We start from the raw sequence: 25,331 nt of genomic DNA on the forward strand, positions 1-25,331 counted from the left end.
TCAGATGACGCGGTAGTCCTTCGGCTCGAAATTCTCGGTGCCGTACTCCCTCTTGATGTTCGGATATTCCGAAACGAGCACATCATTGACATACTTCAGCGCATTCAGCGCTTCGATGGTTTGAGGGAGGTCCGATTCGTATATATATAGTAATAAGTACTTCTTTTCCTTATTGACGTATATGAGGTGGCCGTAGCGTTTCAATTGTCGTATGAATTTATTTTGTTTAAAATAAATGTATATGCCAATGCGTTTCTCAAGCATATTAACCCACCTTATATAATTTTATAGAGTTATGATACCATGGAAATGGGAAGTTTTAAATGAAACTATAATTGGAGGCAGACTAACTATGAAAAAGTGTACTAAAACCCTTTTGACCGCAATCGGTGTCACAGGCGGACTGATCGGCGGACTGTGGGTCGGCACGAAGGTCACATCAGAGCCAGCGATCAGGGACATCAAGCCCTACTTCAGACACCGCTCCCCGTATATCTTCGCCCATCGCGGCGGCATGGGGCTCGCCCCGGAGCATACGGCAGCGGCATTCGATAAGGCCGGCAAGTTCGATGTGGACGGATTCGAAATCGACATCCGCATGACGAAGGATGAGGAGATCGTGGTATTCCATGATGCCTATGTCGACCGCACTTCAAACGGTGCCGGCCGCGTCAGCGACATGACCCTTGCTGAACTCAGGGAGCTCGATTTCGGCTACCACTTCCGGGACGCGGAAGGCAGTCATCCTTACAGGGGATCGGAAGATGCTAAGATCATGACGCTCAGGGAGCTTCTCGAGAAGTACCCGGACAAGCTCATCAACATCGATATAAAGGATGACCCGAATTCATATGAGGGCAGCCTCATTCCAAGTCTCCTCTATCGTCTGATTGATGAACTCGGTGTGGAGGACCGTGTCCTCGTCACAAGCTTCTATGATTCACAGATCGACCGCTTCCACCTCTACTCCGGAGAGGATATCGCACTTGGGGCAGGAGAGGATCAGGTCAGGAATGCCTACATCGCATACGCATCCGGGTTCAAGCACATGTTCAGCCCGAAAGCAGACACTTTCCAGATTCCGCCGCAATACAACAATATCCCACTCGACAAGGAAGGCTTCATCGATTATCTGCAGAGCCTGAACGTGGCAGTCGGATATTGGGTAATCAACGAAATGGATGAGATGGATGAACTGATCCAAAAAGGTGCACATACGATCGTCACCGATTATCCTGACATCAGCCATCACCTGATGAAGGAACGCTATTAGAAATATAGAAAAGGTTCCCGCCCCATAATATAATGGAGCGGGAACCTTTTTTTCAGCCTGCGGACTGACAGCCGCAGCTGCCGCCGGTAGCACAGCCGCCGGAATCCGAGGATACCGAGAAGAACGGATTGCTGCTGACGACGTTGACATGGCTGCTGACGCTGATGCTGACATGGTAGAGCACCTCATCCAGCATCTCCTGCAGCTGGTATTCGGCCCTCCTGTATTCCATGATGACGGGATGCATATCGAGCTTCTTCTTGAACTGATTGATCTCCCGCCGCTTGGTGCTGAAATCGGGGTGATATTTCCCGAAACGCTGCACCTCTTCAAAATCCATCTTCAGCCGTGTGAATTGATCTATGAGTCCAGCCACTTCCTCATCCTGTTCAAGGAGTGTCCTGTATTTGCAATAATGCCTGTAGGCTTCAGTCTGCCTTATCTTTTCATTTAAGGCATCGATCTGATCTAGAATTTCCAATTCTGTTTCTGTCACCATATACAACACCTCTCATTTCATAGTATCACAAGCATGTGCATTTCATCCACCGGCATTTTCTGTTCTCAAATACTATTTGCAACTGTGGAAGGAATAGATTAAAATTAAAGTAATGGAAAAATGCTTAGGGAGGAAATTTCATGGTTTTCGAAAACTCTACTCTTGAGACGATGCTCGTTTCTCAGGATATACTGCAAGATGTAATGAACAAGAACGGACTGGTCCTCGGCGGTGCATGGGACTATGAGCGGATGACCTTCGACTTTAAATATGAAATACCTGAAGGCGTCTACTACCTGCGTGTGCCGGGCTACGCTGTCGAAGGTGACGTGGGTGCAAAAAATGCCATCATCCAGCTGATGGACCCCTACATGGGCAAGCACTACTATCCGACAGGCATCGAGTATGGAAGCGATGAACACTTCCCTGAACGTATAGTCGATCACGCTGTAAAGAAAATCAGGGCAGTTGCCCAGGATCTGCAGGCTCTGACCAGCTAGATGACCAATGAAAAAGGAGCGGCTCAATTGAGCCACTCCTTTTTTTATGTTCCTATCCCTGCAGGATCGCTTTGATCAACGATGTGGTTTCTCCACCCGGGTAAAGGATATAGAGAAGGACATAGACCATGACGCCGGTGATTGCCGTAGCAAACCATATCGTCGATGCCCATGGCGCTATCTTCCTGTGCCTGGCAAGCTTCTCCTTCAGCCCCAGGTAGACCTGGACGCCACCGAGGATGCCGCCGGTCGTCGCCAATATGATATGGAAGATCAGAAATACTGTATAATATGGCACCAGTGCATCTGGACCACCGAAGGCCGTGTTGCCGATGAACACTGTCCTGGAAGCATAGATGACGAAGAATATCAGGGCACTGAGTGCCGCAAGCATCATCATCTTCCGATGGGCTTCAACCTGGCCATTCTTCACTTTGGCAATTCCGATTGCCATGAATATTGCACTGATTACGATGAACAGTGTACTGAGGGTCGGTAAAATATGCACAGTGGAATTCTCCTAACTACATTATCTGTATTGATTGAAAAGTTCTTTCTGCAGACGCGCTTTCTCTACTGAACGGCGTGTCACTTCATCTTCATCCTTGCGTTCATTGCGGTACCAGTTGAAGAAGATGTAGCCGAGCATGAAGCCGAAGAAGACTTCCTGGAGCACTTTCATGATGATGCCGCCCGTCTGCTGGTCCATGATCGGGGTCGTATTCGTGAAGTATTCAGGCCCCGAGATGAGCCCCTGCCCTGTCAGTCCATCCAGGACGCCGGAAGGCACACAGAGTTCCATGGCCGCAAGCCATGCATCTCCATCCGTATATGTCCGGTACAACGGTTGCTCTGCAAAGATGATCAGCCCGCACGCGGGTGTCAACAGCGCCCCGATGCCAAAGATGTACAGAAGCTTAAAGAGTCCGCCCATATGGCGCTCTTGCGGCTCCACCTTATTGAATATCGGATAGAACATCAGCAGAGCCAGCGCAAACAGCATGACATTGAATGCAGAGTGCAGCATGCCGCTCTGCTTCAGAAAGTCCAATACGACGGGCAGATGGTAGATCGAGAATATGCCATTGAAAAGAATCAGTGGAATCAGCGGTTTTTTAGCAATCGCAAAGAACTGCTTGACCACCGGCAGGCCCACGAAATGCTTCCACAGATATTCCGGAATGGCGAAATACATGAGCGGCGCAATCAGCAGGAAGACGACTGCCATCTGCAGCATATGGAAGCTGAAAAGTATATGGCTCAGAATATCCACTGGAGAGCCGTACATTGCATAAAGCAGTATCATGCTGGTCAGGAAGATCATGGCTTCCTTGTTCCTCAGCGGCCGGCCGCCCTCGAAATTGTCATACCACTTCTTGGTGATGAGGAAATAAGCGACCGTCAGGAAGACGGTGAAGGCCAGAAAGTATGGACTCCAGTTTGCGATGAATCCGAATATTGATATAGATGACAAGTTTTCCATTTAGAATCATCCCTTTATAAAATCACTTAGTTCAAGTATAGAATCCACGGGGGTATCAGGCAAGGGCTGACCTTGACAATATGATGACAAAACAAAGGCCGGCACAGAAATGTGCCGGCCTTTATGAGGACCTAGATCGGTGAACCGATCCAGACGATATACATGAACGTGACAACGAATGCCAGTGCGAAGAACATGCCCGTCATCATGAACAGCTTCGCGAACTCATGCCCCTTATCCTTCATGTGCATGAAGTAGAAGAACTGCAGGACGACCTGGATGAATGCCAGACCGATGACTACCGGAATGACAAAGCTTGCGTCGAGGTCCATCGCCACCATCCCAAATGCGATGAAGGTGAAGAAGATCATGAGTCCGAAGGAAATGACCTGTTGGCGCATCTCCTTCGTGCGCTCACGGCGTACATACTCAAGTTTCTTTTTTGACATTGGTTCCTGTTTTATTTCTGCCATTTTACAACACTCCCAGCAAGTAAACTATTGTGAAGATGAACACCCACACAACGTCGATGAAGTGCCAGTACAGGGCTGCAGTGTTTACTTTCGCAGCAGTGTATACGGAAAGTCCGCGTTTTGCATTACGGATGATGAGCAGTGTAATCCAGATGAGTCCGATTACAACGTGGAACCCGTGGGTTCCAAGCAGGAAGTAGAATGCACTTCCGAATGCACTGGATCTGAACGTATGGCCAAGGTGGGCATACTCGATGAACTCATAGATCTCAAGCGCCAGGAAGCCGAGGCCGAGAAGGACTGTAATTCCCAGCCAGAGCTGCATTTTAGCGAAGTTGTTGTTCCTCATATGGTAGACTGCGTAGACGCTTGTCAGTGATGAAGTCAAAAGGAACATCGTCATGACGAACGCGAGAGGCAGGGCGAAAAGATCGGCTGCCAGCATGTGGTCATCTGATGGTACCGAATCCTTCAGTGCAAGATATGTTGCAAAGAGGGAGGCGAAGAGTGCAGTCTCACCTGCAAGGAAGATCCAGAAGCCGACAAACTTGTTCTTCCCTTCCATCGTTGCGGTTTCGGGATGTGCCGGCCATCTTTCACTTGGTACGTTATACTCCATGTGAGCCATTAGTTCTCCCTCCTTTGTTCTTCTTCAAGGTCTCTCAGTACTTCTTCTTTAGTTACATAGTATCCGAGGTCATCCTTGAGTGAACGTGTGATCATTGCACCGAATGTGATCGCAAGACCAAGGATGAGTACCCATAGTGCCCAAGGGTGCTGCGGCAGGTCGGCTACTGCATCGATCGCCCACTCTTTGCCGGATGCGAAGTACAGTGCACCGAAGGCTGCTACGAACAGGCCGAAGGACATTACGAATGGAATGAATGAGTTGTTCGGCATGTGGAAATCTTCCAGTGATTCAGCCGGCATCATCCTGCCATTGTTCGCCTTCTTCTCGATCCAGTAGGCATCCAGGCCACGTACAAGTGGTGTCTGTGCGAAGTTGTAGTAAGGTACCGGAATCGGCAGGGACCATTCAAGCGTACGTCCGTCGCCCCATGGATCGCGGCCCACTTTCTGGTTCTTCGCAATCGTCATGATGATGTTGACGACAAGTATGATTACCGCGATGGCCATCAGCAGTGCACCGATCGAAGATATCATATTTGAGGTGTTATAGCCCTGCCCATCGAGGTACGTGAATACACGTCTCGGCATTCCCCAAAGTCCGAGGAAGTGCTGGATCAGGAATGTCGTATGGAAACCGATTACGAATAGGACGAATGTAATCTTTCCGAGCTTCTCGCTGAGCATCGTTCCAAACATCAGTGGCCAGTAGTAGTGCAGGCCTGCCAGGAGGGCGAAAACGACCCCGCCGACGATGACGTAGTGGAAGTGTGCAACGATGAAGTATGAATCATGGTACTGGTAGTCGGCTGGCGCAGCGGCCTGCATGACACCTGTAACCCCGCCCATCGTGAACGATGGGATGAAGGCGAGTGCGTAGAGCATCGGTGTTGTGAACTCGATGCTTCCGCCCCACACGGTGAGTACCCAGTTGAATATCTTGATACCCGTTGGAACGGCGATCGCCATTGTCGCTACTGCGAAGATTGCGTTTGCTGTCGGTCCAAGACCAACTGTAAACATGTGGTGTGCCCATACCATGAATCCGAAGAATCCGATCAGTACGGTCGCAAACACCATTGCTGAGTATCCGAAGAGACGCTTACGTGCAAATGTCGCAAAGATCTCAGAGAAGATACCGAACGCCGGAAGGATCAGGATGTACACTTCCGGGTGACCGAAGATCCAGAACAGGTGCTCCCAGATGATTGTATTACCACCGGTTTCAACCAGGAAGAAGCTGGAACCGAACATGCGGTCGAACATCAGCAGGAAGATGCCGATTGTAAGTGGCGGGAAGGCGAATACGATGAGTACTGATGCCACGAGCGTCGTCCATGTCATCAGCGGCATCCTCATGTATGTCATGCCCGGAGCTCTCATATTGATGATCGTCGTTACAAAGTTGATACCTGAAATCAGTGTACCTGCACCAGTGATCTGCAGGCCGAGTGCGTAAAAGTCGATGCCGTGTCCGGCAGATGCGATGGACAGTGAAGCATAGCTTGTCCACCCTGCGTCAGGTGCTCCACCCAGGAACCATGAGAGGTTCAGGAAGATACCACCGAAGATGAAGAGCCAGACACCCAGTGAGTTCAGGAATGGAAATGCAACGTCCCGTGCCCCGATCTGAAGTGGCACCGTCGCATTCATGAATGCAAACAGCAGCGGCATGGCTGCCAGGAATATCATCGTCGTACCGTGCATCGTGATTACTTCGTTGAACAGTCCTGCAGAGAGGAAGTCATTGTTTGGTACTGCGAGCTGGATCCTGATGAGCATCGCTTCAATACCACCAAGAACGAAGAAGAAACCACCAGCAATCAAGTACAGTATTGCTATCTTCTTATGGTCCACTGTAGTCAGGTATTCCCAGATTACAGAACCGACACCTTGCTTTTTGGCTGTGGATGCCATTACTAGTTACCTCCTTCTTCAGATTCTGAGGATTCCTCTTCAGAACCTTCAGCGCCTTCTTCAGCGCTTTCTCTTAACGTTTCTACATCGCCTGCGCCTTCTTCGACTTTAAGTTCCATCAGGTAGGCGGCGACAGCATTGATTTCCTCATCAGTGAGATCGTATTGGCCTGTCATCTTGTTGTCCGGCTTGTAGGATTCAGGGTCTTTGATCCAGTTGACGAGATTCTCTTCATTATGTTCCATGAAACCTGCAATCAGGTCACGGTCACCGAAGTTCGTGAGGTTCGGTCCCTGTGCTCCAGTACCGGTAGGTGTAACTGCGTGGCAGCCGATACATGAATTGTTGAAGATTTCCTGACCTTCTGCTGCATCATCTGCAGAGGCCTGTACAGGTTCTTCTATGTTCTTCATGTCTGCGAGCCATTGGTCATATTCCTCTTCCGGCAGTGCTTTGACCTTGAAGTCCATGAGGGCGTGGGAAGGTCCGCAGAGCTCTGCACACTTACCGTAGAACAGGCGGTTGGAATCCTGTGCCTTGTCTTCATCGAATGTAAGGTAGAAGCTGTTGATGCCATCGACGTTGGTGTCGAGCTTACCGCCGGCTGCCGGTACCCAGAAGGAGTGTTTTACATCTGCAGCCTTGAGGTTGAAGTATACCTTCTTGTCTGTTGGAACAACGAGCTCCTGGGAAGTGACGACCTCTTCATTTGGATATTCGAATTCCCACCAGTACTGATTGGCCGTAACGTTGATTACTGTTTCTTCGCTGTTCACCCCACCATCTTCGTTTTCCATTGCCTGTGTATCCGCCTGTTTGAATGTCAGGTAGATGGTAGGCACGGCAAGGATGATAAGTAAAAGAATCGGAATCGCAGTCCAGATTACTTCCAATGTATGGTTTCCGGCGACATCCTTGGGTTCGAACTCTTCACCCAGATTCTTTCTGCGGCTTTTGATCACTGCTATCGTAAATACAACGGAGACTACTGCAACCACCAGCAGCATTATGACGATGGAAAGCAGCATCAGGTTGAACTGTTCCTGCCCAACTTCACCTGCCGGCTTCAAAGTGCTGAGTTGATTCTTGCCACAGCCTGAAGCAAATACAGCCAGGAGGGTGATGAGTCCAAGCCACTTGGCATTCATCCAACGATTTTTCATTTAAATAGACCTCTCTTTCATTCTTAAGCTTTAGAAATTCCCTAGTAAGCCAGCAACAATAATCATTACAAAGAATACAATAATGTAATTCAGCGAGAAGATGAACACCTTGCCGGCATGGCGGTTATCATCTTCGACCGGACGGAACCTGTTGAACGAAATGACGAGCCACATTATGTTAAGTGCAGTTGCCATGACTACAAACCACGTTCCAAGTTCCGTCATCATGATCGGGGTAAAGAGAAGCAGTGCCACCCAGAAGACGATCGATCTCCTCGTACGGTGATTTCCTTTTACGGAAGGAAGCATAGGCACTTCTGCCGCGCTGTATTCATCGCTCCTTCTGATCGCCAATGCATAGAAATGCGGCGGCTGCCAGAGGAACATTACAACGAACATCGCCCAGGCCAGAAGATGGAGATTCGGATCGATAACAGCCCAGCCGATCAGCGGCGGCATCGCCCCGGGAATTGCACCGATGATCGTATTCGACAGCAGATGGCGTTTCGCGAATATCGAGTAGACCACTGCATAGCCGAAAGCGGCAATCAGTCCCAATGTGCCGGCCGTCGGATTGATTGAAAACAGCAGTACTTCCCCGATGATCAGAAAAGTGTAGCCGATCAGCAGAATGTCACGTCCGGAAAAAGTGCCATCCACACTTGGTCTGGACTGCTTCGATGCCATGACGGAGTCGATATCGCGGTCATAGTAGTTGTTCAGTGCTGCAACGCCGCCTATGACGAGCCCTGTGGCCACAACCATCATCAGCAGAAGTGGAACATTGGAGAAGAAGGATTGGTTGTGGTACATTACAGCAAGAAAACCTGCGGCAAAAGCCGGAATCAGGTTTGACTTGATGATACCATCCTTGACCAGTGTCTTCACTGCCTTGAAGGTGATTCCCTTACTGTCATGATGCACATCATTCCCATATACATCACTTTGCATCCATACGCCTCCTTTCACCACAAACACATTTACAGATAATAATAAATTAAAAATGACACATTTACTATACATTTCTGAAATAAAATCGTTACATTTTATATTGTTCAAAAATTGTTCATTAATGTGCCACAATCTCATTCCCCATGTGTTCTATACTGGGAATAGTTGTTTGTTGTACATTTAGATTTTACCATATATTCAGGAATTGTTAAGGGTAATCCGGCATATTGATGATTGCCTGCACCTATCCTTTCCTATATATTGGTATTCTGTGGCTACATACAGTATAAGAACTATAGAGGTGTTACCATTGTATAAAAACTTAAAGATACTGGCCGTCATCACCACACTCATGATGATTTTCGTACAGATCGGTGGCGCCCTGGTAACCAAAACAGGTTCAGCCGATGGCTGTGGACAGTCATGGCCGTTATGCCATGGCCAGATCATCCCAAGCTCATGGCCGATAGAAACGATCATCGAACTCGCCCACCGCGGTGTCTCAGGGCTCGCCATCATACTTGTAGGCCTGGTCAGCTGGCTTGCACTCAAGCTGCTCTCCCATAAGAGGGAAACGCTCTTTCTCGTCGCAACCAGCATCGGCTTCATACTCGCACAGGCACTTATCGGTGCGGCAGCAGTCATGTGGGGACAGAACGATTTCATTCTCGCGGCGCATTTCGGCATTTCGCTGATCAGTTTCGCTGCCGTCTTCCTTCTTACACTGCTCATCTTCGAAGTCGACCAGAAGTTTGAGGCACAGGAGCTCGTAATCGGATCCTACCTGAGATACCATACGATATTCCTGACCATCTACATCTATCTCGTGGTGTACAGTGGCGCCCTCGTCAGACATACCGACTCCTCCCTTGCCTGCCTCGGCTGGCCGCATTGCGGACCGGGCCAGTTGTGGGCGGGGAACTTCTATCAATGGGTGCAGATGAGCCACCGGGTGCTTGCAGGAATCATCGTAATATGGATCTTCATCATCCTGATCCATGTCCTGAAAAATTACAGCCAATACAGAATACTCAAATACGGCTGGATGATCGCCTTCATCCTGGTGGTGCTGCAGGCATTGACAGGAATGCTGAGCGTCCTCACACTCGTCAACATCTTCATCGCCCTGCTCCACGCCCTGTTCATCACATTGCTTTTCGGACTGCTGTGCTATTTCATCCTGCTGCTGTCCAGAGCCAAATAAATAAACCCACACCAAAGTGTGGGTTTATTTTTTATGCTTTTTCTATGGTCATCATGAGATCCATCGATTGGACTTTGTCACCGGCATCCACAAACACTTCGGATACCTTTCCATCAAATGGTGCCTTGACCGAATTCTCCATTTTCATGGCTTCGGTTATGATGATGACCTCACCTTTCTTGAAGCTCTCACCCGCTTTGTACTTCACAGTGCTCACCGTACCCGGCATCTGTGCACCGATATCTCCGATGGCAGTCGGGTCCGCTTTCTTCAGCCGCGCTGTTGCGGACTCGACGCTCTCGTCGTTGATGTAGACCTTCCTCGGGAAACCGTTCAGTTCGAAGTACATCCAACGGAATCCATCCTCATGGACATGGCCGATGGAGAGGAGATTGACGATCAGTGTCTTGCCTTTGTCTATCTCGATCTCAAGCACTTCATTCTTCCTCATGCCGAATAGGAATGTCGGCGTATCCAGCACTTCAACGTTGCCGAATCTGTTGTTCGTGGAGATGAAGTCCTTGAACACTTTCGGATAGAGTGCATAGGACAGTACATCCTTATCGGTGATGTTGTCACAGAATGCAGACATCTCCTCTTTGAGCGCATCGAAATCGATCGGCTCGAGCACCTTGCCCGCACGTTCCTTCAGCGGTTCGGCGCCTTTTAGGACGACCTTCTGCAATTCTGTATTGAAGCCGTTGGCCGGCTTGCCGATCTCACCCTTGAAGAAGCTGACGACGGAGTCCGGGAAGTCCAGGTGTTCACCGCGTTTGATGACACTCTCTTCATCAAGGTCGTTCTGCACCATGAACAGGGCCATATCCCCGACAACTTTTGAGGACGGTGTCACTTTTACGATGTCTCCGAACAGCATGTTCACCTTCTGGTACATCCTCTTCACTTCACCATAACGGTCTCCAAGGCCCAGTGATTTGGCCTGGCTGAACAGGTTGGAATACTGTCCACCCGGCATTTCATGCCTGTAGATTTCGGTGTTCGGACTCTTGATGTCACTTTCGAAGTCAGTGTAGTACTTCCTGACATCTTCCCAGTATTCGCTGAGACGCTCGAGGCCGTTTATGTCGGCACGGAGCTGGCGCTTCTGGCCGCTCTGCGCATAGTAGAGGCTGTTGGCGCTTGGCTGGGATGTCAAGCCGCTCATTGCGCCGAGTGCGGTATCCACCACATCGACGCCTGCTTCGATGGCCTTATGGTACATCAGAACGCCGTTTCCACTCGTGTCATGTGTGTGGAGGTGGATCGGGATGTCCACTGTGGCTTTCAGCTCGCCGATCAGTTCATATGCTGCCTGCGGCTTGAGGAGTCCCGCCATATCCTTTATCGCAAGGATGTGGACACCTTCCGCCTCAAGTGCCTTCGCCATCTTCTTGTAGTATTCGATTGTGTAGACGTCAGAGCGTTTCGGGTCGAGGACATCCCCGGTGTAGCAGATGGCACCTTCCGCCACCTTGCCGGTCTTCAGTACCGCTTCGATCGGCTGTTTCATCGCTTCCATCCAGTTGAGGGAATCGAATATCCTGAATACATCGATGCCTGAGTCCGCACTTTCCTGCACGAACTTCTCGACGACATTGTCTGGATAGTTCTTGTAGCCCACGGCATTGGATGCACGGAGCAGCATCTGGAAGAGTACATTCGGGATCTCCCTGCGCAGAGTCTCGAGTCTTCTCCAAGGATCCTCCTTCAGGAAGTTGTAGGCCACATCGAACGTCGCCCCGCCCCACATTTCAAGGGAAAAGGCATCTTTTAGGTCATGCGCCGTATATGGTGCAATCTTCTTCATGTCGTACGTACGGACACGTGTCGTCAGCAGGGACTGGTGCGCATCGCGCATCGTCGTATCCGTAATCAGTGCGTCATCCTGGGCCTTCAGCCATTTCGCCAGACCTTCCGGTCCTTCACGGTCCAGTATCTGCTTCGTGCCGTCTTCTATGACTGGTTCATAGTCGGGCATTCTTGGCGGATCGAAGTGCGGCTTCTGGCGCTTTTCGACACCCGGGAATCCATTTACGGTAATCGTAGAGATGTATTCCAGCGTCTTCGTCCCCCTGTCCTTCGGCTTTTCGAATTCGAAGAGGGATGGCGTCGTATCGATGAACTTCGTCGAATAGTCGCCTTTCTGGAAGTCCTCGTTGCTGATGACATTCGTCAGGAACTGCAGGTTCGTCTTGATTCCGCGGATCCGCATTTCCTTCAGGCTGCGGATCATCTTCTCATTCGCATCCTTATAGGTCAGACCGTGGGTCGACAGTTTCACAAGCAGGGAATCGTAATATGGCGAGATGACCGCGCCCTGGAAACCGTCTCCGGCATCCAGACGGACGCCGAAGCCGCCGCTTGAACGGTAGGCCATGATTTCACCCGTGTCAGGCATGAAGTCGTTCAAAGGATCCTCGGTCGTGATGCGGCACTGTACCGCAAATCCCATCAGAGGCACATCCTCCTGCTTCGGAAGGTTGATGACTTCGCCGAAGAGTGTGTTGCCGTCAGCAATCTGGATCTGTGTCTTGACGATATCCACACCAGTGACCATTTCGGTGATCGTGTGCTCGACCTGTACGCGCGGATTGACTTCGATGAAGTAGTATTCGCCATCTGCCACGAGGAACTCGACTGTTCCCGCATTGACATAGCCGACCTGCTGGGCCATATCCTTGGCCGCTTCACAGATTTCCAGACGCAGTTCATCGGTGAGGCCTACTGAAGGTGCCACCTCGACCACTTTCTGGTGGCGTCTCTGCACTGAACAGTCACGCTCATACAGGTGAAGGATGTTGCCTTCCGTATCTCCAAGTACCTGGACTTCTATATGCTTCGGGCGGTCGATGAACTTCTCGAGATAGACCTCGCTGTTGCCGAAGGACTTCGATGCCTCACTTTTTGCACGATCGTAGCTGTCCCTGACATCATCGTCTTCATCCACGATGCGCATGCCTTTGCCGCCACCGCCGGAAATGGCTTTGATGATGATCGGGAAGCCGTGCTTTTCAATGAATGCTTCAACTTCCTCGAAGGACTGCACCGCCCCATCCGTACCAGGAATGACCGGGAGGCCTGTAGAGAGTGCCGTCTCGCGTGCCTTGACCTTGTCACCGAACATATCCAGGTGACGCAGTTCAGGGCCTACGAAAATGATGCCTTCCTCTGCACAGCGTCTTGCGAATTCCTTATTTTCACTCAGGAAACCATAGCCCGGGTGGATTGCATCCACACCGGCATTCTTTGCGACCTTGATGACCGCTTCTATATTAAGATAGCTTTCCGTCGGTGAAAGGTCTTCCCCGACAAGATAGGCTTCATCTGCTTTATATCTATGTAAAGCGCCTTTATCTTCATTACTATAGATCGCCACAGTGGTAATATCGAGCTCTGTACACGCCCGGAAAATGCGGATTGCTATTTCTCCTCTATTGGCGACAAGCAACTTGTTGATCTTATTCATAGTGTTCCTCCTTTGCTATAATTATCAATTATAATAAATATTCAAAAAATATACAATAATATTAATAGTTAAAATGAGCATTCCTACATTAAACAGCAATATGAAAGCGATTTCCGTATGTTATGACGGGTGAAAAATAAATGATAAGATAGAAAAAACCGGGTATCACAGATACCCGGTCACGTATGTCCCAATGCTTTTGATTTTTTGACATGCTTGGCTGCGATGATCAGCAGTCCGATGGCAATCGATATGCTCAGGAAAGAGGACCCGCCATAGCTGAGCAGCGGCAGCGGCACCCCTGTGAGCGGAATCAGCTTAGAAATGCCGCCCAGATTTATGAAGAGCTGGAAGGATATATATATTGCTACACCAATGCAGATCAGGCGGTAGAACATATCCTGTGAAACGGCTGCATACCTGAGTGCCTTGATGACGATGATGAGGTACAGGCACAGTATAAAGATCACACCGATCAGCCCCAGCTCTTCAGCAACGACGGCAAATATGAAGTCGGTGTGCGGCTCAGGCAGATAGCCGAGCTTCATCACCCCGTCCCCGAGGCCGTTTCCAAATATGCCCCCGTGCGAAATCGAGACCAGCGCATTGGTCAGCTGGTACCCTGTCCCGGTCGGATCATTGAAGGGGTGCAGGAACGTATCGATACGGGCCTGCTGGTAAGGCGAAAGGATGCTCCCCTTGATCAGGTAGATGATGACGCCCACTGCACCGGCAGCGACTGCGAGCGCCCCCCCGACCTTGGCGAGGAAGCGGATCGAGATGCCGGAATAGATGAATATGCCGGCGATGATGCCTGTGATGACCAGGCCGGTGCCGAAGTCATTGGAAATGACGATCATCGTACAGAACCCGATGAAGGCGAGCGGGACGAGATGCCCCCCTTCAAGCTGCTTCAGACGATCCTTTTTACGGTCGTATATATACGCCAGATAAAGGATGGTCACAATCTTGAAGAACTCGGAAGTCTGGAAGTTGAATCCCGCCAGACGGATCCAGTTCCGCTCGCCGTTCACCTGGTACCCGAAGAAAGCCGTAAAGACGAGAAGGACGAAGATGCCCCCCGTCGCAGCAATCTGGAAGTACTTGTTTCTCAGAAACTCACCCGACATGAAATACGCCATGATGAACACGATGGTGAAACCAAGGAATATGAAGGCCAGCTGCCGTATGTAGAAATGCTCGGGATTCCCACCGGTGATCCCGGGTGTTCTTGATGCCATCACCATGCTGGCGCTGTAGATCATGACGAGTCCGATCAGACTGAGCAGTACATATGTAATGACTATGGTGAAATCGACATACCTTGAGTATGTCCTTACGTAATTAAAGAAATCTTTTATGAATGACAAAGAACCGCCTCATTTAAAAAAAGCCTAAAGATCACATTTCTTTAGACTCGAATTTTTCATCTTCCATATATGCATCGTGTACTTTGGATACTTCCTTCTCCAGTTTCTCCAGAAGTGCACGCCCATCTTCCGGGTCGATCAGGCCGAGCCTGGCAGCAAAATGAACTTCTTTAGAAAGCCCAAACATCTGTGTGTCCAATACTTCTTCATAGACTGGGCATTGGGGCATCGTCAAATTGTCCATCTGCACTTCGATCAGCTGGACAATCTTTTCTGCATCTTTCTCCAGCTGTTCATAAGCCTGTTTACTCAATTCATCTAATGTGGACACGAAATAACCCCTTTCTATAAACTCTCTATAAAATTTTATATCACAGACCGTAAAAAAGCAAGCAAAGACGAGTGCGTGAAAACGGCAAAGAGGATTTATTTATAACATGAAAGTCTGTTATAATTACGGGGTAAGGAGAGAATGAATATGATTATACAGATTATGGGCAATGTACGTTTTCAAATCACACTCGATCCATCCACCTGGATCTTCGATGACCGCAAGGAGGAACTCGACAAAGTCCTCGCCAACGATGCGGACCAGGAGCAGATCGAGTTTTCCGATTCCAGGGAGTGGAGCCGGCAGATCATAGAGGGTACGACGAAGCCGCCTACGCTGAAGTCGGAAAAGAAATTCAAGAAGCAGGAGCTGCTCGATGGCACTTTCGTCATATGCCTCAAGCCATTCCTCGAATATACGGAACCTGAGCGGGGGGAAGATGCGATGATCACCTTCACCCATGACGACAGCACGACGATCCTTCCATACAACCAGCGCCATAAGTTCCATGCACACTTCAGCAAGGACGGAAAGCGGCTGTATGATGATGGATTCATCGATATACTCGTCATCGATGGTGGGAAAATAGAAAACCGTCTCGAGCATGTCACCGGCATATCATTTGAATAGTCGAAGCTCAAAAAATAAGCTGCTCATCCATATGGATGAGCAGCTTATTTTCTATTTTTCGGAAGTCTTTATATTGCCGGCCTTGCGCTCCTGATGCAGTCTGAACCGATACAGCGCCAGGATGATGGCGGCAACGACGAGGCTTTCTGCCACAGGCAGGAACGCCCCGAAGAATGTCAGCATCACACAGCCGAAAAACATGACGATGTAAATGATCACGTTCTGCCATACCTTGATTTTGCGGGCAAAACCCAGGTTGTAGACGATGATGGAAAGGATATAGATGGTCAGGAACAGATACCACATCCCCGCCTGGGGATTGCTGTCCAGACCGAACACCCTGCCAAAGAAGGTCAGGCGTTCCGTAACATTTACACTCATCAGATCAGGGAGAAACAATTAGACTCACTCCGCTTCAAGTTTAAACTTTTCTTTCTTCTGTGACTTTTCCCTTTCACTCTTGCCGAGGATCTTCTTCCTCAGGCGTACGGTTTCAGGTGTCACTTCCACCAGCTCATCTTCATTGATGAATTCAAGTGCCTCTTCAAGTGTCAATACACGCGGTTTTTTCATCGTAGTGGTCTGTTCCTTCGTTGCAGAACGGATGTTGTTTGCCGCTTTCACCTTGGTGATGTTGACTGTGAGGTCATTGTCCCTGGAGTTCTCTCCGACGATCATGCCCTCGTAGACTTCTGTACCGGGCTCCATGAAGTTCGTACCACGGCCTTCAAGCTGCAGTATTGAATAGGTCGATGCCGCCCCCTTGTCGATGGAGACGAGTACACCATTGCGTCTGCCGCCGATGCGTTCCCGGATGACAGGTCTGTAGTCCTCGAATGTATGGTTCAGTATACCATATCCCCTTGTCATTGACATGAACTCTGTACGGTAGCCGATCAGACCACGTGCCGGCACATGGAAGATGATGCGTGTTTGACCATTGCCGGTATTCGACATGTCGACCATTTCACCTTTCCTCTGGCCGAGGGATTCAATGATGCTGCCTGTATGCTCTTCAGGCACATCGATCTGAACGCGCTCGAATGGTTCACATTTCACGCCGTCGACTTCCTTGACGATGACTTCAGGTTTCGATACCTGGAGCTCGAATCCTTCACGCCTCAAGTTTTCGATCAGTATGGAAAGGTGGAGTTCACCCCTTCCCGAAACTTTCCAGGCATCCGGCTGATCCGTAGGATCGACTTTCAGTGAAACATCCGTCTCGAGCTGCTGGTCGAGACGCTCTTCTATTTTGCGTGCAGTGACATATTTGCCTTCCTTGCCCGCAAACGGTGAATTGTTCACAGAGAAGGTCATCTGCAGCGTCGGCTCATCGATGTGGAGGATCGGCAGGGCTTCCGGTGTATCCACCGGTGTGACCGTCTCGCCTACGTTGATGTCCTCCATACCGCTCAATGCGATGAGGTCGCCTGCTTTGGCATAGTCGATTTCGACACGGTTGAGGCCGAAATAGCCGAACATCTTCGTTACCCTGAAGTTCTTGATTGTGCCGTCCGTCTTGATCAGGGAAACCTGGTCCCCCACTCTCATCTCACCCCTGAAGACACGGCCGATGCCGATCCGTCCGACATAGTCATTGTAGTCGAGGAGCGCCACCTGGAACTGGAGCGGTTCACTGCTGTTGTCGACTGGTGCCGGTACATGGTCGATGACCATTTCGAAGATGGACTCCATGTTCTCATCCTGCTGGTCCATTTCAAGGCTAGCTGTACCATTGATGGCAGAAGCGTATGCAACCGGGAATTCCAGCTGTTCGTCATTGGCATCAAGTTCGATGAAGAGTTCCAGCACTTCGTCGATGACCGCTTCCGGACGTGCTGTATCCTTGTCGATCTTATTGACGACGACAAGCGGCTTCAAGTCCTGTTCCAACGCCTTCTTCAATACGAAGCGCGTCTGCGGCATCGTCCCCTCATATGCATCAACGACGAGGATGACACCATCCACCATCTTCATGATGCGCTCGACTTCACCACCGAAGTCGGCATGTCCTGGAGTGTCCAGGATGTTGATTCTTGTATCTTTATAGGCAAGTGCTGTATTTTTTGCGAGGATTGTAATCCCGCGTTCACGTTCAATATCGTTCGAGTCCATTGCACGTTCTGCAACCTGTTCATTCTCCCTGAACATGCCGGATTGCTTGAGCAGCTCATCCACCAATGTGGTTTTCCCGTGGTCGACGTGCGCAATGATTGCGATATTACGGATATCATTTCTTAAATTCATCAAGACTTTCCCTTCGTTTTTAGAATCGCTATTTCACAACTAGTTTATTATAGCATGAAACCCGTGTGTTTTTCCACTATGTATTGCAGGGGCAGGATGTAATGGCACACGGTTTATGATATAATGGCCCAAACATGACTTTGGAAAGGATCGTAGCCCATGGAACCAAGAAAATCTAAAGCCATATTTGCTGTACTTGCAGTGCTTGCGGTAATGATGATGATTGCATTTTCCGTCTTCATCGCTGAAGCGATGCCTCTGATGGCAGTGGCCTCCGTCCTGATATTCATCGCAATATTCGGGACCGGCTTCACCCTGAAGAAGAAATACCGGGAAAATGGCTGGCTATAGGACGACAGATTTTGAGTTTCCGTCCAACCAAAGCAGGATGAATGGGAATCGGCCCTCCGATTCCGCCATTTATCCTGTTTTTTTATGCCATTTTAAGGTTTCGGCACTTTGACCTTCAGCTTCCGATGCCAGACAATGAAGCCATCAAAGCAAAGGGAGATGTGCCATGAGACAGAAACCCGACCGATTGAAAGTATATGAGTTCCTCTATAACAGACTGCCTTTTTCGGACAATGAAACAAAAGAATATGAAGCGATGCAGAGGATGGAGAAGCTGGAAGAGAAATTCGAGCACCACCTGATGAAGATAAATACTACTAACATGCGCATCCACTGGCATGCTGAGGTTCTGATCGACAGGCAGGCGGAAATAGTGAACGTACTGATCGTGACCGATTACTGCTACTACCTGTTCATACTCCAGGACCTTGAAGGCGAGCACTACATCAATCCGTTCAATATTTTGTGCAGCAGCACCCACGAAGCGGTCCTCGACCTGAACCGCAGCAGACGGATATTCGAGATGTTCCGTGACCAGCTGATAGATGCCGGTACATATCAACGGCCCGTCATACTGAAGTATGTGCTGATGAACGATGCCTTCCAATTGAAGGGGAAGCGCTCGGACATCTTCCTTGAGGAGCAGAACCTCCCCTACTATCTGAAGGCCATCGAACATTCCGCTGTGATCAGAAAAAAGAACCATCGCCCCGCCTCGACCTGATTCTCGGGGCGCGGGTGCCGCTTCCTATCAGTACCGGCAACTTCCGCCGGGGCATAAAATGCAGGAGATGCCACGCCTTCGGATGGGAGGCCATCGGCGGGAAAATAGGGAAATGCTGCATGTGCGGCCAGGTCGAATCAGTACAGGTCATCGCCAGGGACTATTTCACGCAGTTCGACCGCCTGTTTCCCCATGAGACCTACAAGCGCCGGGACATCATCGACCATCTACGCATATCGGTTTCGGAATACACCCTGCAGAAAATAATACGGTCCAACTTCAGGAAGCTGGACCATAAGGAAAGAATCTATTATTTTTCGCCATGTGTGCGTCTATGGGATTCGATGAATGATGCATCGGAGTCGAAATAGCCTACAAGCTCTCCGTGGATCGCGTGGTTGCCTGCCAATATGCTGTCTTTCTTCAGGACATCTATCTCTTCACCAAGCAGATTCGTCGTCCTGCCCCCAACCTCCGAAATGATGATCATTCCGGCAGAATAGTCCCAGGGGTGCAGTCGGTAGAACAATGTTGCACTTACTATCCCTGTTGCGGTGAATGCCATATCAAGTGCAGCAGAGCCGTATGAGCGCGTACTGCGCGCTTCCCTGACCACTTTTGTGAAAGCCTGGCCGATGCCTTCCCTGACCACCCAGTTCGAATTCAGGCTGACGAGCGAATGCGCAAGGTCGGTATCTTCCAGCGGCGCCAGACGGATGTCATCCTTGAACGCCCCTTCCCCCGCCTTCGCATGATAGAGGTGGTCATTCATCACATCAAGTATCATCCCGCAATGCGGTCTGCCGTCGACATACACACCGATCGAAACCGCAAAATTCTGAAGCTGGTGCACAAAATTTAATGTGCCGTCAATCGGGTCCACTATCCAGAGGACCCCTTCAGTATCTTCAATATCGGTGCCATGACCCTCTTCACCGATGATCCGGTGGTCGGGATACCTTTCAAGTATGCGGTCGTATATATATGTTTCAGTCTCGCGATCCACATCGGTCACGAGATCATTCGGATTCAATTTAGCATCGATACGGAAGTCCTTTTTCATACGCAGCCGGATGAAATCCCCGGCCTCTCTTATCAAGCGTTGTCCAAACTCGTATATTTCCATTGCATCCACCCCAAATAATTGATTGACATCATTACTTATTCTATCATATAAGTAGTGATTTGAAAGGAGTAGTAAAATGTCCAAATACCATTTTACCAAAGATGATTTCAAAGTTTTCGAAATCGATGGCCTCGAGCCGCGGATGGATGCGCTCAAGACCACCATACGTCCAAAGCTCGAAAACCTGGGTGAATACTTCAGCGAATATCTGACAGAGATCACCGGCGATGAGCATTTCGCACATGTCGCCAAGCATGCAAGACGCAAAGTCAATCCACCCGATGACACCTGGGTGAGCTTCAGCACCAACCCGAGAGGCTATAAGATGATGCCGCATTTTCAGATCGGCCTCTTCGGAGACCATGCCTTCTGCATGTATGGCACCATCTACGAATCCCCCGAGAAGGCGGCAACCGCAGAAAGGTTGCTCGACCAGATCGATATCATCCGCTCCATACCTGAAGATTACGTCGTCTCCCTCAATCATATGAGACCGGAAAAGACGGCCCTCAGGGACATGAGCGAGGAAGATCTGGAATCGGCACTTGTAAGGCTCCGGGACGTCAAGAAGGGTGAGTTCCTCGTCGGCAAGAAATATCTCCCTTCAAACAGCGTTCTCAGCCACGATGATATCTTCATCAAGGAGCTCGAAACCGTCCTCCAGGAACTTGTCCGTCTGTACTAGAATGGAACAGAACATTACATCGGCACGAAACAACCCGTCATCTGGATAGATGACGGGTTGTTTCGTTGATCCCAGGTGTGGCTACAATACCACGGTGTTACGGGACCGTTCGGGCTTCAACTGATTTGCGAGCGACTGGACATCACCAATCTTGCCGATGTCGAAGTTGCCGCCGCTGACGATTACTCCACAATGTCTGGAATCTATCTGATCATTATGTGACAATAATCCCGCCAATGCAGCTGCACCAGCGCCTTCGACCAATGTCTTGCCGCGTTGGAGCATAGTCACCATGGCGTTTGCAATTTCGGCTTCGCTCACTGTAATCACATCATCCACATAATGCCGGATGAGCGGAACCGTCTTTTCGCCTGGCTGTTTTACGGCTATGCCCTCTGCGATGGTGGAGACTTTATCCAACTTTTCCACGACGCCCTTGTGGTAGGCGGTGTACATCGCTGCAGCGGATGCTGCCTGGACACCGATCACCTTGATATCCGGATTTACGGATTTGGCTGCGACAGCGATGCCGCTGATCAGTCCGCCACCGCCGATCGGTACGATGATCGTATCGATCCTGCTTTCCTGCTCGAGCATCTCGAGGGCGACCGTTCCCTGTCCGGCCATGATGTCATAATCGTCGAAAGGATGGACGAAGGTCGCACCGCACTTCTTCTGATGCTCAAGTGCTGCTTCATAGGCCTCCTGGAAACTTTCTCCCGTGAGTACGACTTGGGCGCCATACCCTCTTGTCGCCTCGACTTTCGCTTCAGGTGTCGCCTCAGCCATGTAGATCGTCGCCTTCACTCCAAGTTTGTGGGCGGCCAAAGCCAGGCCCTGTGCATGGTTGCCTGCAGACGCGGTGATTACCCCGCATGCCAGCTCTTCCTCGGTAAGGCGCATGAGCTTATAGCTTGCCCCCCTGAATTTGAAAGCTCCGGTCTTCTGCTGATTCTCCATTTTGAAATAGACATTTTTCTCTGTGCGCTGATTCGTTGTAGCTGACGTACGTAACGGTGTGTGATGGACAACATGATCCAAACGCTTCCAGGCGTCATGGACTAATCCACCAGTTAGGAAATCCCCATGTGGTCACACTCCTTGAATGATTTATTTGGATATAATCTATGTTTTTGATTAATCCCTGTTCTAGTGAGGAGTCAGGCTTTCGCAGCCTGCTTCTCCTCGTATTCCCTGATCTTGTCGTCGAGCAATAATGTCAGTGCGATGTCGTCCCAGCCGTTCAGGAGTTTCTCTTTATGGTAGGACGGAATATCGAACGGGATCTGCTTCGTTCCGTCCGAAATGGTCTGCTCTTCAAGGTCGACATTAAGATGGAACGTGCCTTCCTTCGCCTGCTCCATCCATTCATCCACCTGGCTTTCATCCGCCTTGATGAGGATGATGCCGTTCTTGAATGCATTGTTGTAGAATATATCCGCAAAACTTGGTGCAATGATGACCTTGAATCCGAAATCGAGCAGGGCCCAGGGTGCGTGCTCCCTTGAAGAGCCGCATCCGAAGTTCTCTCCAGCTATGAGGACGGATGCATCCTTATAGCGTGGGCTGTCCAATTCGAAATCCGGTTTCGGATTTCCATCATCATCAAACCGCCAGTTGTGGAAGACGAACTGGCCGAAACCTGTCCGTTCCACACGCTTCAGGAATTGTTTGGGTATGATCTGGTCCGTATCCACATTGCTGCGGTTGAGCGGAAAGACCTTCCCTTCATGTTCTTTGATCGCTTCCATCTGTTCCCCTCCTAACTCGGCACTCCAGCCTGGAATTTTCTTACATCTGTAAAGTTGCCTTCGATTGCAGCTACGGCTGCCATCTCCGGACTGACGAGGTGTGTGCGTGCACCGCTGCCCTGCCGTCCCTCGAAGTTCCGGTTGGAAGTGGAGGCACAGCGTCCGCCGGCAGGTACGACATCATCATTCATTGCAAGACACATGCTGCATCCTGATTCACGCCATTCGAAACCGGCTTCCTTGAATATTTCATCGATGCCAAGTTCCTCCGCCTGCAGTTTGACACTAAAGGAGCCTGGGACGACAATCGCCCTGACACCATCCTTCACTTTGTGCCCTTTGACGATGTTTGCAGCATTCACCAGATCCGGAAGTCTTGAGTTTGTGCAGGAACCGATGAATACGTGATCGACTTCGATGGAAGTGATCGGCTGGTTCTCCTCGAGTCCCATGTACTCCAGTGCACGGCTGACTTCATCCTTGTTATCGACTGCATCGACCGAAGGGGTCATCCCACTGATCGGAACGACCATGCTCGGGTTAGTGCCCCATGAAACTTGCGGTTCAACTTCCCGTGCGTCGATTTCAAGCGTTTTATCGTATACTGCGTCTTCGTCTGAAGCAAGTTCGAGCCACTCAGCCGCCTTGCGGTCGAATGCTTCGCCTTCCGGCACATATTCCCGGCCACGCAGATATTCCACGGTCGTTTCATCCGGGCTGATCAGCCCTGCACGTGCACCGCCTTCAATCGACATGTTGCAGACCGTCATCCGGCCTTCCATCGACAGGTTGCGGATTGCATCTCCAGTATATTCGATGACGTGGCCCGTACCGAATTTGACGCCGAATTTTGCTATGATGGCAAGGATGAGGTCCTTTGCCGTCACGCCGGCCGGCAGGTCACCATTGACTTTGACGTTCATCGTCTTTGGACGGCTCTGCATCAAAGTCTGGGTAGCCAATACATGTTCCACTTCACTTGTACCGATGCCGAAGGCAAGGGCACCGAAGGCACCGTGGGTGGATGTATGGCTGTCCCCGCAGACGATCGTCTTGCCCGGCTGGGTCAGGCCAAGCTGAGGCCCGATGACATGCACGATGCCCTGGTCCGGGTGGAACATATCGGCAAGCTTGATGCCGAACTCCTCACAGTTCCTCCTCAAAGTTTCCATCTGGGTCTTGGAGATTTCATCTTTGACGGTTTCCCTGTTCTTTGTCGGAACATTATGGTCCATCGTGGCATATGTCAGATCCGGACGACGCACTTTCCTGTTTTTGAGCCTGAGTCCTTCAAACGCCTGCGGAGAAGTCACTTCATGCACCAGATGCTGATCGATATAGATCAGGTCCGGCTTCTCCTCCTGGCTGTGGACAACATGAGTTTCCCAGATTTTTTCAATTACTGTTTTTCCTTTTCCCATATCCGACACACCTTTTCCTTACATATAAGAACTGCAGATTGCATTAGAAATACTTTTCGTGGATAGATTCTCGACGATCCGCTTGATCATTTCATCTGTACCGACGACCTTGCCGCCCTGCACATCCAGATCGCGTGTATGATATCCGTCTTCGAGGCATTCCTTGACAGCCCGCTCTATCTCCGCCGCTTCCTCTTCCATGCCGAATGAATACTTGAGCATCATTGCAGTGGAGAGAATCATGCCAAGTGGATTGACGACCCCTTCACCGGCAATGTCCGGCGCTGATCCATGGACCGGTTCGTAGAGGCCGACACCATCTGTCCGCAGGCTCGCTGAAGGGAGCATTCCAAGGGAACCGGTGAGTACGGAAGCCTCATCGCTGAGTATGTCGCCAAAGAGGTTTTCCGTGACGATGACATCAAACTGCTTCGGGTTCGTAATCAGTTTCATCGCTGCAGAATCGACGAGCTGGTGTTCCACCGTCACATCCGGGTAGTCCTTCGCCTTCTCCTCAACGACCTCCCTCCACATCCGGCTCGACTCGAGCACATTCGCCTTGTCGACGGATGTCAGTTTGCCGCTCCTCATTTGCGCCGCTTCGAAACCTTTCTCTACAATCCGTTCGATCTCCTTGCGGGTGTAGCGGAGTGTATCGACCACTTCTTCACCGTCAGCGCTGCGTCCGCTCGGCTTCCCGAAATAGAGGCCGCCGGTCAGTTCACGGACGATGAGTATATCGCAGCCATCGACAAGCTCCGTTTTGAGTGGAGAGGCATGGACAAGTGGTCCGAATCCTTGCACCGGACGCAGGTTTGCGAAAAGTCCAAGGGACTTGCGGATGCCGAGCAGACCTTTTTCAGGCCGTTTGCCGGCAGGCATGCCGTCCCACTTCGGACCGCCCACAGCCCCAAGGAGTATCGCGTCGGCATTTTCGCATGCTTTCACCGTCTGTTCCGGTAAAGGCGTATCATATCGATCGATGGCATCTCCACCGATTGCATGCTCATGGACAATGAACTCATGGTTGTATTCGCCTGCTATGGTATTCAGTACTGCTTTTGCACCTTCCATGATTTCCCGACCGACTCCGTCACCCGGCAATAGGATCACTTGTTTTCTCATTTTAAACCCCTCCA

At 50.2% G+C, this 25,331-nt stretch carries 27 protein-coding genes; 8 read left to right on the forward strand and 19 right to left on the reverse strand.

Annotated features, from left to right (window positions below; all coding sequences use genetic code 11):
• On the reverse strand, positions 1-264 hold the full coding sequence (locus tag EDC33_RS04010) for a DUF2129 domain-containing protein (RefSeq protein WP_094905873.1): 264 nt from the start codon (positions 262-264) through the stop codon (positions 1-3).
• Positions 265-352: 88 nt separating this feature from the next.
• Between EDC33_RS04010 and EDC33_RS04015 the strand changes: the two genes are divergently transcribed.
• Positions 353-1,273 (forward strand): glycerophosphodiester phosphodiesterase family protein, encoded by a 921-nt coding sequence (locus EDC33_RS04015; protein WP_094905874.1) that lies wholly within the window; start codon positions 353-355, stop codon positions 1,271-1,273.
• 52 nt (positions 1,274-1,325) lie between these two features.
• Here EDC33_RS04015 and EDC33_RS04020 read toward each other — a convergent pair whose 3' ends face one another.
• Complete coding sequence (locus tag EDC33_RS04020; protein ID WP_040105722.1) at positions 1,326-1,772, reverse strand: YlbF/YmcA family competence regulator; 447 nt, start codon at positions 1,770-1,772, stop codon at positions 1,326-1,328.
• Positions 1,773-1,912: 140 nt separating this feature from the next.
• Here EDC33_RS04020 and EDC33_RS04025 point away from each other — a divergent pair, with 140 nt between their 5' ends.
• Entirely contained in the window at positions 1,913-2,272 is a 360-nt protein-coding gene (locus tag EDC33_RS04025) for a YugN family protein (protein WP_040105723.1), read from the forward strand.
• A 52-nt stretch (positions 2,273-2,324) separates the two neighbouring features.
• Here EDC33_RS04025 and EDC33_RS04030 read toward each other — a convergent pair whose 3' ends face one another.
• From EDC33_RS04030 to cyoE, 7 genes are all read right to left on the reverse strand, one after another.
• Positions 2,325-2,780 carry a DUF420 domain-containing protein gene (locus EDC33_RS04030; RefSeq protein WP_094905875.1) on the reverse strand — a complete coding sequence of 152 codons (456 nt, stop codon included), beginning with the start codon at positions 2,778-2,780 and terminating at the stop codon, positions 2,325-2,327.
• Between the two features lie 21 nt (positions 2,781-2,801).
• On the reverse strand, positions 2,802-3,755 hold the full coding sequence (ctaG, locus tag EDC33_RS04035; RefSeq protein ID WP_124010244.1) for a cytochrome c oxidase assembly factor CtaG: 954 nt from the start codon (positions 3,753-3,755) through the stop codon (positions 2,802-2,804).
• A gap of 131 nt (positions 3,756-3,886) precedes the next feature.
• The gene (locus EDC33_RS04040) at positions 3,887-4,228 is read right to left on the reverse strand and encodes a cytochrome C oxidase subunit IV family protein (RefSeq protein WP_040105726.1); all 342 of its coding nucleotides are present in this window, start codon (positions 4,226-4,228) and stop codon (positions 3,887-3,889) included.
• Between the two features lies 1 nt (position 4,229).
• The gene (locus EDC33_RS04045) at positions 4,230-4,856 is read right to left on the reverse strand and encodes a cytochrome (ubi)quinol oxidase subunit III (protein ID WP_040105727.1); all 627 of its coding nucleotides are present in this window, start codon (positions 4,854-4,856) and stop codon (positions 4,230-4,232) included.
• A complete protein-coding gene (locus EDC33_RS04050) occupies positions 4,856-6,772 on the reverse strand; it encodes a cytochrome c oxidase subunit I (protein WP_124010245.1) in 1,917 nt (638 codons plus the stop codon). The genes EDC33_RS04045 and EDC33_RS04050 overlap by 1 nt, the downstream gene beginning before the upstream one ends.
• Before the next feature lie 2 nt (positions 6,773-6,774).
• Positions 6,775-7,935, reverse strand: coding sequence for a cytochrome c oxidase subunit II (coxB, locus tag EDC33_RS04055; RefSeq protein ID WP_124010246.1), 1,161 nt, complete (start codon positions 7,933-7,935; stop codon positions 6,775-6,777).
• Between the two features lie 30 nt (positions 7,936-7,965).
• On the reverse strand, positions 7,966-8,886 hold the full coding sequence (cyoE, locus tag EDC33_RS04060) for a heme o synthase (protein ID WP_124010247.1): 921 nt from the start codon (positions 8,884-8,886) through the stop codon (positions 7,966-7,968).
• 310 nt (positions 8,887-9,196) lie between these two features.
• Between cyoE and EDC33_RS04065 the strand changes: the two genes are divergently transcribed.
• Positions 9,197-10,090 carry a COX15/CtaA family protein gene (locus EDC33_RS04065; protein WP_188358174.1) on the forward strand — a complete coding sequence of 298 codons (894 nt, stop codon included), beginning with the start codon at positions 9,197-9,199 and terminating at the stop codon, positions 10,088-10,090.
• 31 nt (positions 10,091-10,121) lie between these two features.
• On the opposite strand, the gene EDC33_RS04070 is transcribed toward EDC33_RS04065, so the two are convergent.
• The 3 genes from EDC33_RS04070 to EDC33_RS04080 form a co-directional block, all read right to left on the reverse strand.
• Positions 10,122-13,556 carry a pyruvate carboxylase gene (locus EDC33_RS04070; protein ID WP_124010248.1) on the reverse strand — a complete coding sequence of 1,145 codons (3,435 nt, stop codon included), beginning with the start codon at positions 13,554-13,556 and terminating at the stop codon, positions 10,122-10,124.
• 179 nt (positions 13,557-13,735) lie between these two features.
• Positions 13,736-14,926 carry an FtsW/RodA/SpoVE family cell cycle protein gene (locus EDC33_RS04075; protein WP_124010249.1) on the reverse strand — a complete coding sequence of 397 codons (1,191 nt, stop codon included), beginning with the start codon at positions 14,924-14,926 and terminating at the stop codon, positions 13,736-13,738.
• Positions 14,927-14,957: 31 nt separating this feature from the next.
• Positions 14,958-15,257, reverse strand: coding sequence for an Fpa/YlaN family protein (locus tag EDC33_RS04080; protein ID WP_040107022.1), 300 nt, complete (start codon positions 15,255-15,257; stop codon positions 14,958-14,960).
• A gap of 147 nt (positions 15,258-15,404) precedes the next feature.
• Here EDC33_RS04080 and EDC33_RS04085 point away from each other — a divergent pair, with 147 nt between their 5' ends.
• Complete coding sequence (locus EDC33_RS04085; RefSeq protein WP_052443801.1) at positions 15,405-15,887, forward strand: hypothetical protein; 483 nt, start codon at positions 15,405-15,407, stop codon at positions 15,885-15,887.
• Positions 15,888-15,938: 51 nt separating this feature from the next.
• On the opposite strand, the gene EDC33_RS04090 is transcribed toward EDC33_RS04085, so the two are convergent.
• Entirely contained in the window at positions 15,939-16,268 is a 330-nt protein-coding gene (locus EDC33_RS04090) for a YlaH-like family protein (RefSeq protein ID WP_040107024.1), read from the reverse strand.
• Positions 16,269-16,292: 24 nt separating this feature from the next.
• Complete coding sequence (gene typA, locus EDC33_RS04095; protein ID WP_040107021.1) at positions 16,293-18,137, reverse strand: translational GTPase TypA; 1,845 nt, start codon at positions 18,135-18,137, stop codon at positions 16,293-16,295.
• Positions 18,138-18,293: 156 nt separating this feature from the next.
• On the opposite strand from typA, the gene EDC33_RS04100 reads away from it, so the two are divergent.
• The 3 genes from EDC33_RS04100 (at position 18,294) to EDC33_RS04110 (ending at position 19,580) form a co-directional block, all read left to right on the forward strand.
• A complete protein-coding gene (locus EDC33_RS04100) occupies positions 18,294-18,485 on the forward strand; it encodes a DUF5325 family protein (protein WP_040107020.1) in 192 nt (63 codons plus the stop codon).
• Between the two features lie 166 nt (positions 18,486-18,651).
• Positions 18,652-19,209: a hypothetical protein gene (locus EDC33_RS04105; protein ID WP_040107019.1), complete on the forward strand. Its 558-nt coding sequence runs from the start codon at positions 18,652-18,654 to the stop codon at positions 19,207-19,209.
• Between the two features lie 14 nt (positions 19,210-19,223).
• A complete protein-coding gene (locus EDC33_RS04110; protein ID WP_124010250.1) occupies positions 19,224-19,580 on the forward strand; it encodes a hypothetical protein in 357 nt (118 codons plus the stop codon).
• On the opposite strand, the gene EDC33_RS04115 is transcribed toward EDC33_RS04110, so the two are convergent.
• The gene (locus EDC33_RS04115; protein ID WP_094905882.1) at positions 19,520-20,335 is read right to left on the reverse strand and encodes an inositol monophosphatase family protein; all 816 of its coding nucleotides are present in this window, start codon (positions 20,333-20,335) and stop codon (positions 19,520-19,522) included. The genes EDC33_RS04110 and EDC33_RS04115 overlap by 61 nt on opposite strands.
• A 76-nt stretch (positions 20,336-20,411) precedes the next feature.
• Between EDC33_RS04115 and EDC33_RS04120 the strand changes: the two genes are divergently transcribed.
• Positions 20,412-21,020: a YktB family protein gene (locus EDC33_RS04120; protein WP_040107016.1), complete on the forward strand. Its 609-nt coding sequence runs from the start codon at positions 20,412-20,414 to the stop codon at positions 21,018-21,020.
• 81 nt (positions 21,021-21,101) lie between these two features.
• Here EDC33_RS04120 and ilvA read toward each other — a convergent pair whose 3' ends face one another.
• The 4 genes from ilvA to leuB all read right to left on the reverse strand — a co-directional run bounded on the left by ilvA (position 21,102) and on the right by leuB (position 25,317).
• Positions 21,102-22,061: a threonine ammonia-lyase gene (gene ilvA, locus EDC33_RS04125; protein ID WP_040107015.1), complete on the reverse strand. Its 960-nt coding sequence runs from the start codon at positions 22,059-22,061 to the stop codon at positions 21,102-21,104.
• A gap of 119 nt (positions 22,062-22,180) precedes the next feature.
• Positions 22,181-22,771 (reverse strand): 3-isopropylmalate dehydratase small subunit, encoded by a 591-nt coding sequence (gene leuD, locus EDC33_RS04130; RefSeq protein WP_040107014.1) that lies wholly within the window; start codon positions 22,769-22,771, stop codon positions 22,181-22,183.
• An 11-nt stretch (positions 22,772-22,782) separates the two neighbouring features.
• Positions 22,783-24,192 carry a 3-isopropylmalate dehydratase large subunit gene (gene leuC / locus EDC33_RS04135; protein ID WP_124010251.1) on the reverse strand — a complete coding sequence of 470 codons (1,410 nt, stop codon included), beginning with the start codon at positions 24,190-24,192 and terminating at the stop codon, positions 22,783-22,785.
• Between the two features lie 18 nt (positions 24,193-24,210).
• Positions 24,211-25,317 (reverse strand): 3-isopropylmalate dehydrogenase, encoded by a 1,107-nt coding sequence (leuB, locus tag EDC33_RS04140; RefSeq protein ID WP_040107012.1) that lies wholly within the window; start codon positions 25,315-25,317, stop codon positions 24,211-24,213.
• Positions 25,318-25,331 lie beyond the last annotated feature (14 nt).

It is taken from the genome of Salinicoccus roseus, assembly GCF_003814515.1.
Taxonomy (GTDB): Bacteria; Bacillota; Bacilli; order Staphylococcales; family Salinicoccaceae; genus Salinicoccus; species Salinicoccus roseus.

Bases quoted from the DNA above. Each gene is read 5' to 3' on its own strand.
- EDC33_RS04090 (WP_040107024.1), bottom strand. From the start codon at position 16,268: ATGAGTGTAAATGTTACGGAACGCCTGACCTTCTTTGGCAGGGTGTTC.
- EDC33_RS04070 (WP_124010248.1), bottom strand. From the start codon at position 13,556: ATGAATAAGATCAACAAGTTGCTTGTCGCCAATAGAGGAGAAATAGCA.
- EDC33_RS04040 (WP_040105726.1), bottom strand. From the start codon at position 4,228: ATGGCAGAAATAAAACAGGAACCAATGTCAAAAAAGAAACTTGAGTAT.
- EDC33_RS04025 (WP_040105723.1), top strand. From the start codon at position 1,913: ATGGTTTTCGAAAACTCTACTCTTGAGACGATGCTCGTTTCTCAGGAT.
- EDC33_RS04085 (WP_052443801.1), top strand. From the start codon at position 15,405: ATGATTATACAGATTATGGGCAATGTACGTTTTCAAATCACACTCGAT.
- EDC33_RS04050 (WP_124010245.1), bottom strand. From the start codon at position 6,772: ATGGCATCCACAGCCAAAAAGCAAGGTGTCGGTTCTGTAATCTGGGAA.
- cyoE (WP_124010247.1), bottom strand. From the start codon at position 8,886: ATGCAAAGTGATGTATATGGGAATGATGTGCATCATGACAGTAAGGGA.
- EDC33_RS04020 (WP_040105722.1), bottom strand. From the start codon at position 1,772: ATGGTGACAGAAACAGAATTGGAAATTCTAGATCAGATCGATGCCTTA.
- leuC (WP_124010251.1), bottom strand. From the start codon at position 24,192: ATGGGAAAAGGAAAAACAGTAATTGAAAAAATCTGGGAAACTCATGTT.
- EDC33_RS04105 (WP_040107019.1), top strand. From the start codon at position 18,652: ATGAGACAGAAACCCGACCGATTGAAAGTATATGAGTTCCTCTATAAC.
- leuD (WP_040107014.1), bottom strand. From the start codon at position 22,771: ATGGAAGCGATCAAAGAACATGAAGGGAAGGTCTTTCCGCTCAACCGC.
- EDC33_RS04120 (WP_040107016.1), top strand. From the start codon at position 20,412: ATGTCCAAATACCATTTTACCAAAGATGATTTCAAAGTTTTCGAAATC.
- EDC33_RS04010 (WP_094905873.1), bottom strand. From the start codon at position 264: ATGCTTGAGAAACGCATTGGCATATACATTTATTTTAAACAAAATAAA.
- EDC33_RS04100 (WP_040107020.1), top strand. From the start codon at position 18,294: ATGGAACCAAGAAAATCTAAAGCCATATTTGCTGTACTTGCAGTGCTT.
- ctaG (WP_124010244.1), bottom strand. From the start codon at position 3,755: ATGGAAAACTTGTCATCTATATCAATATTCGGATTCATCGCAAACTGG.
- EDC33_RS04045 (WP_040105727.1), bottom strand. From the start codon at position 4,856: ATGGCTCACATGGAGTATAACGTACCAAGTGAAAGATGGCCGGCACAT.
- leuB (WP_040107012.1), bottom strand. From the start codon at position 25,317: ATGAGAAAACAAGTGATCCTATTGCCGGGTGACGGAGTCGGTCGGGAA.
- EDC33_RS04015 (WP_094905874.1), top strand. From the start codon at position 353: ATGAAAAAGTGTACTAAAACCCTTTTGACCGCAATCGGTGTCACAGGC.
- EDC33_RS04115 (WP_094905882.1), bottom strand. From the start codon at position 20,335: ATGGAAATATACGAGTTTGGACAACGCTTGATAAGAGAGGCCGGGGAT.
- coxB (WP_124010246.1), bottom strand. From the start codon at position 7,935: ATGAAAAATCGTTGGATGAATGCCAAGTGGCTTGGACTCATCACCCTC.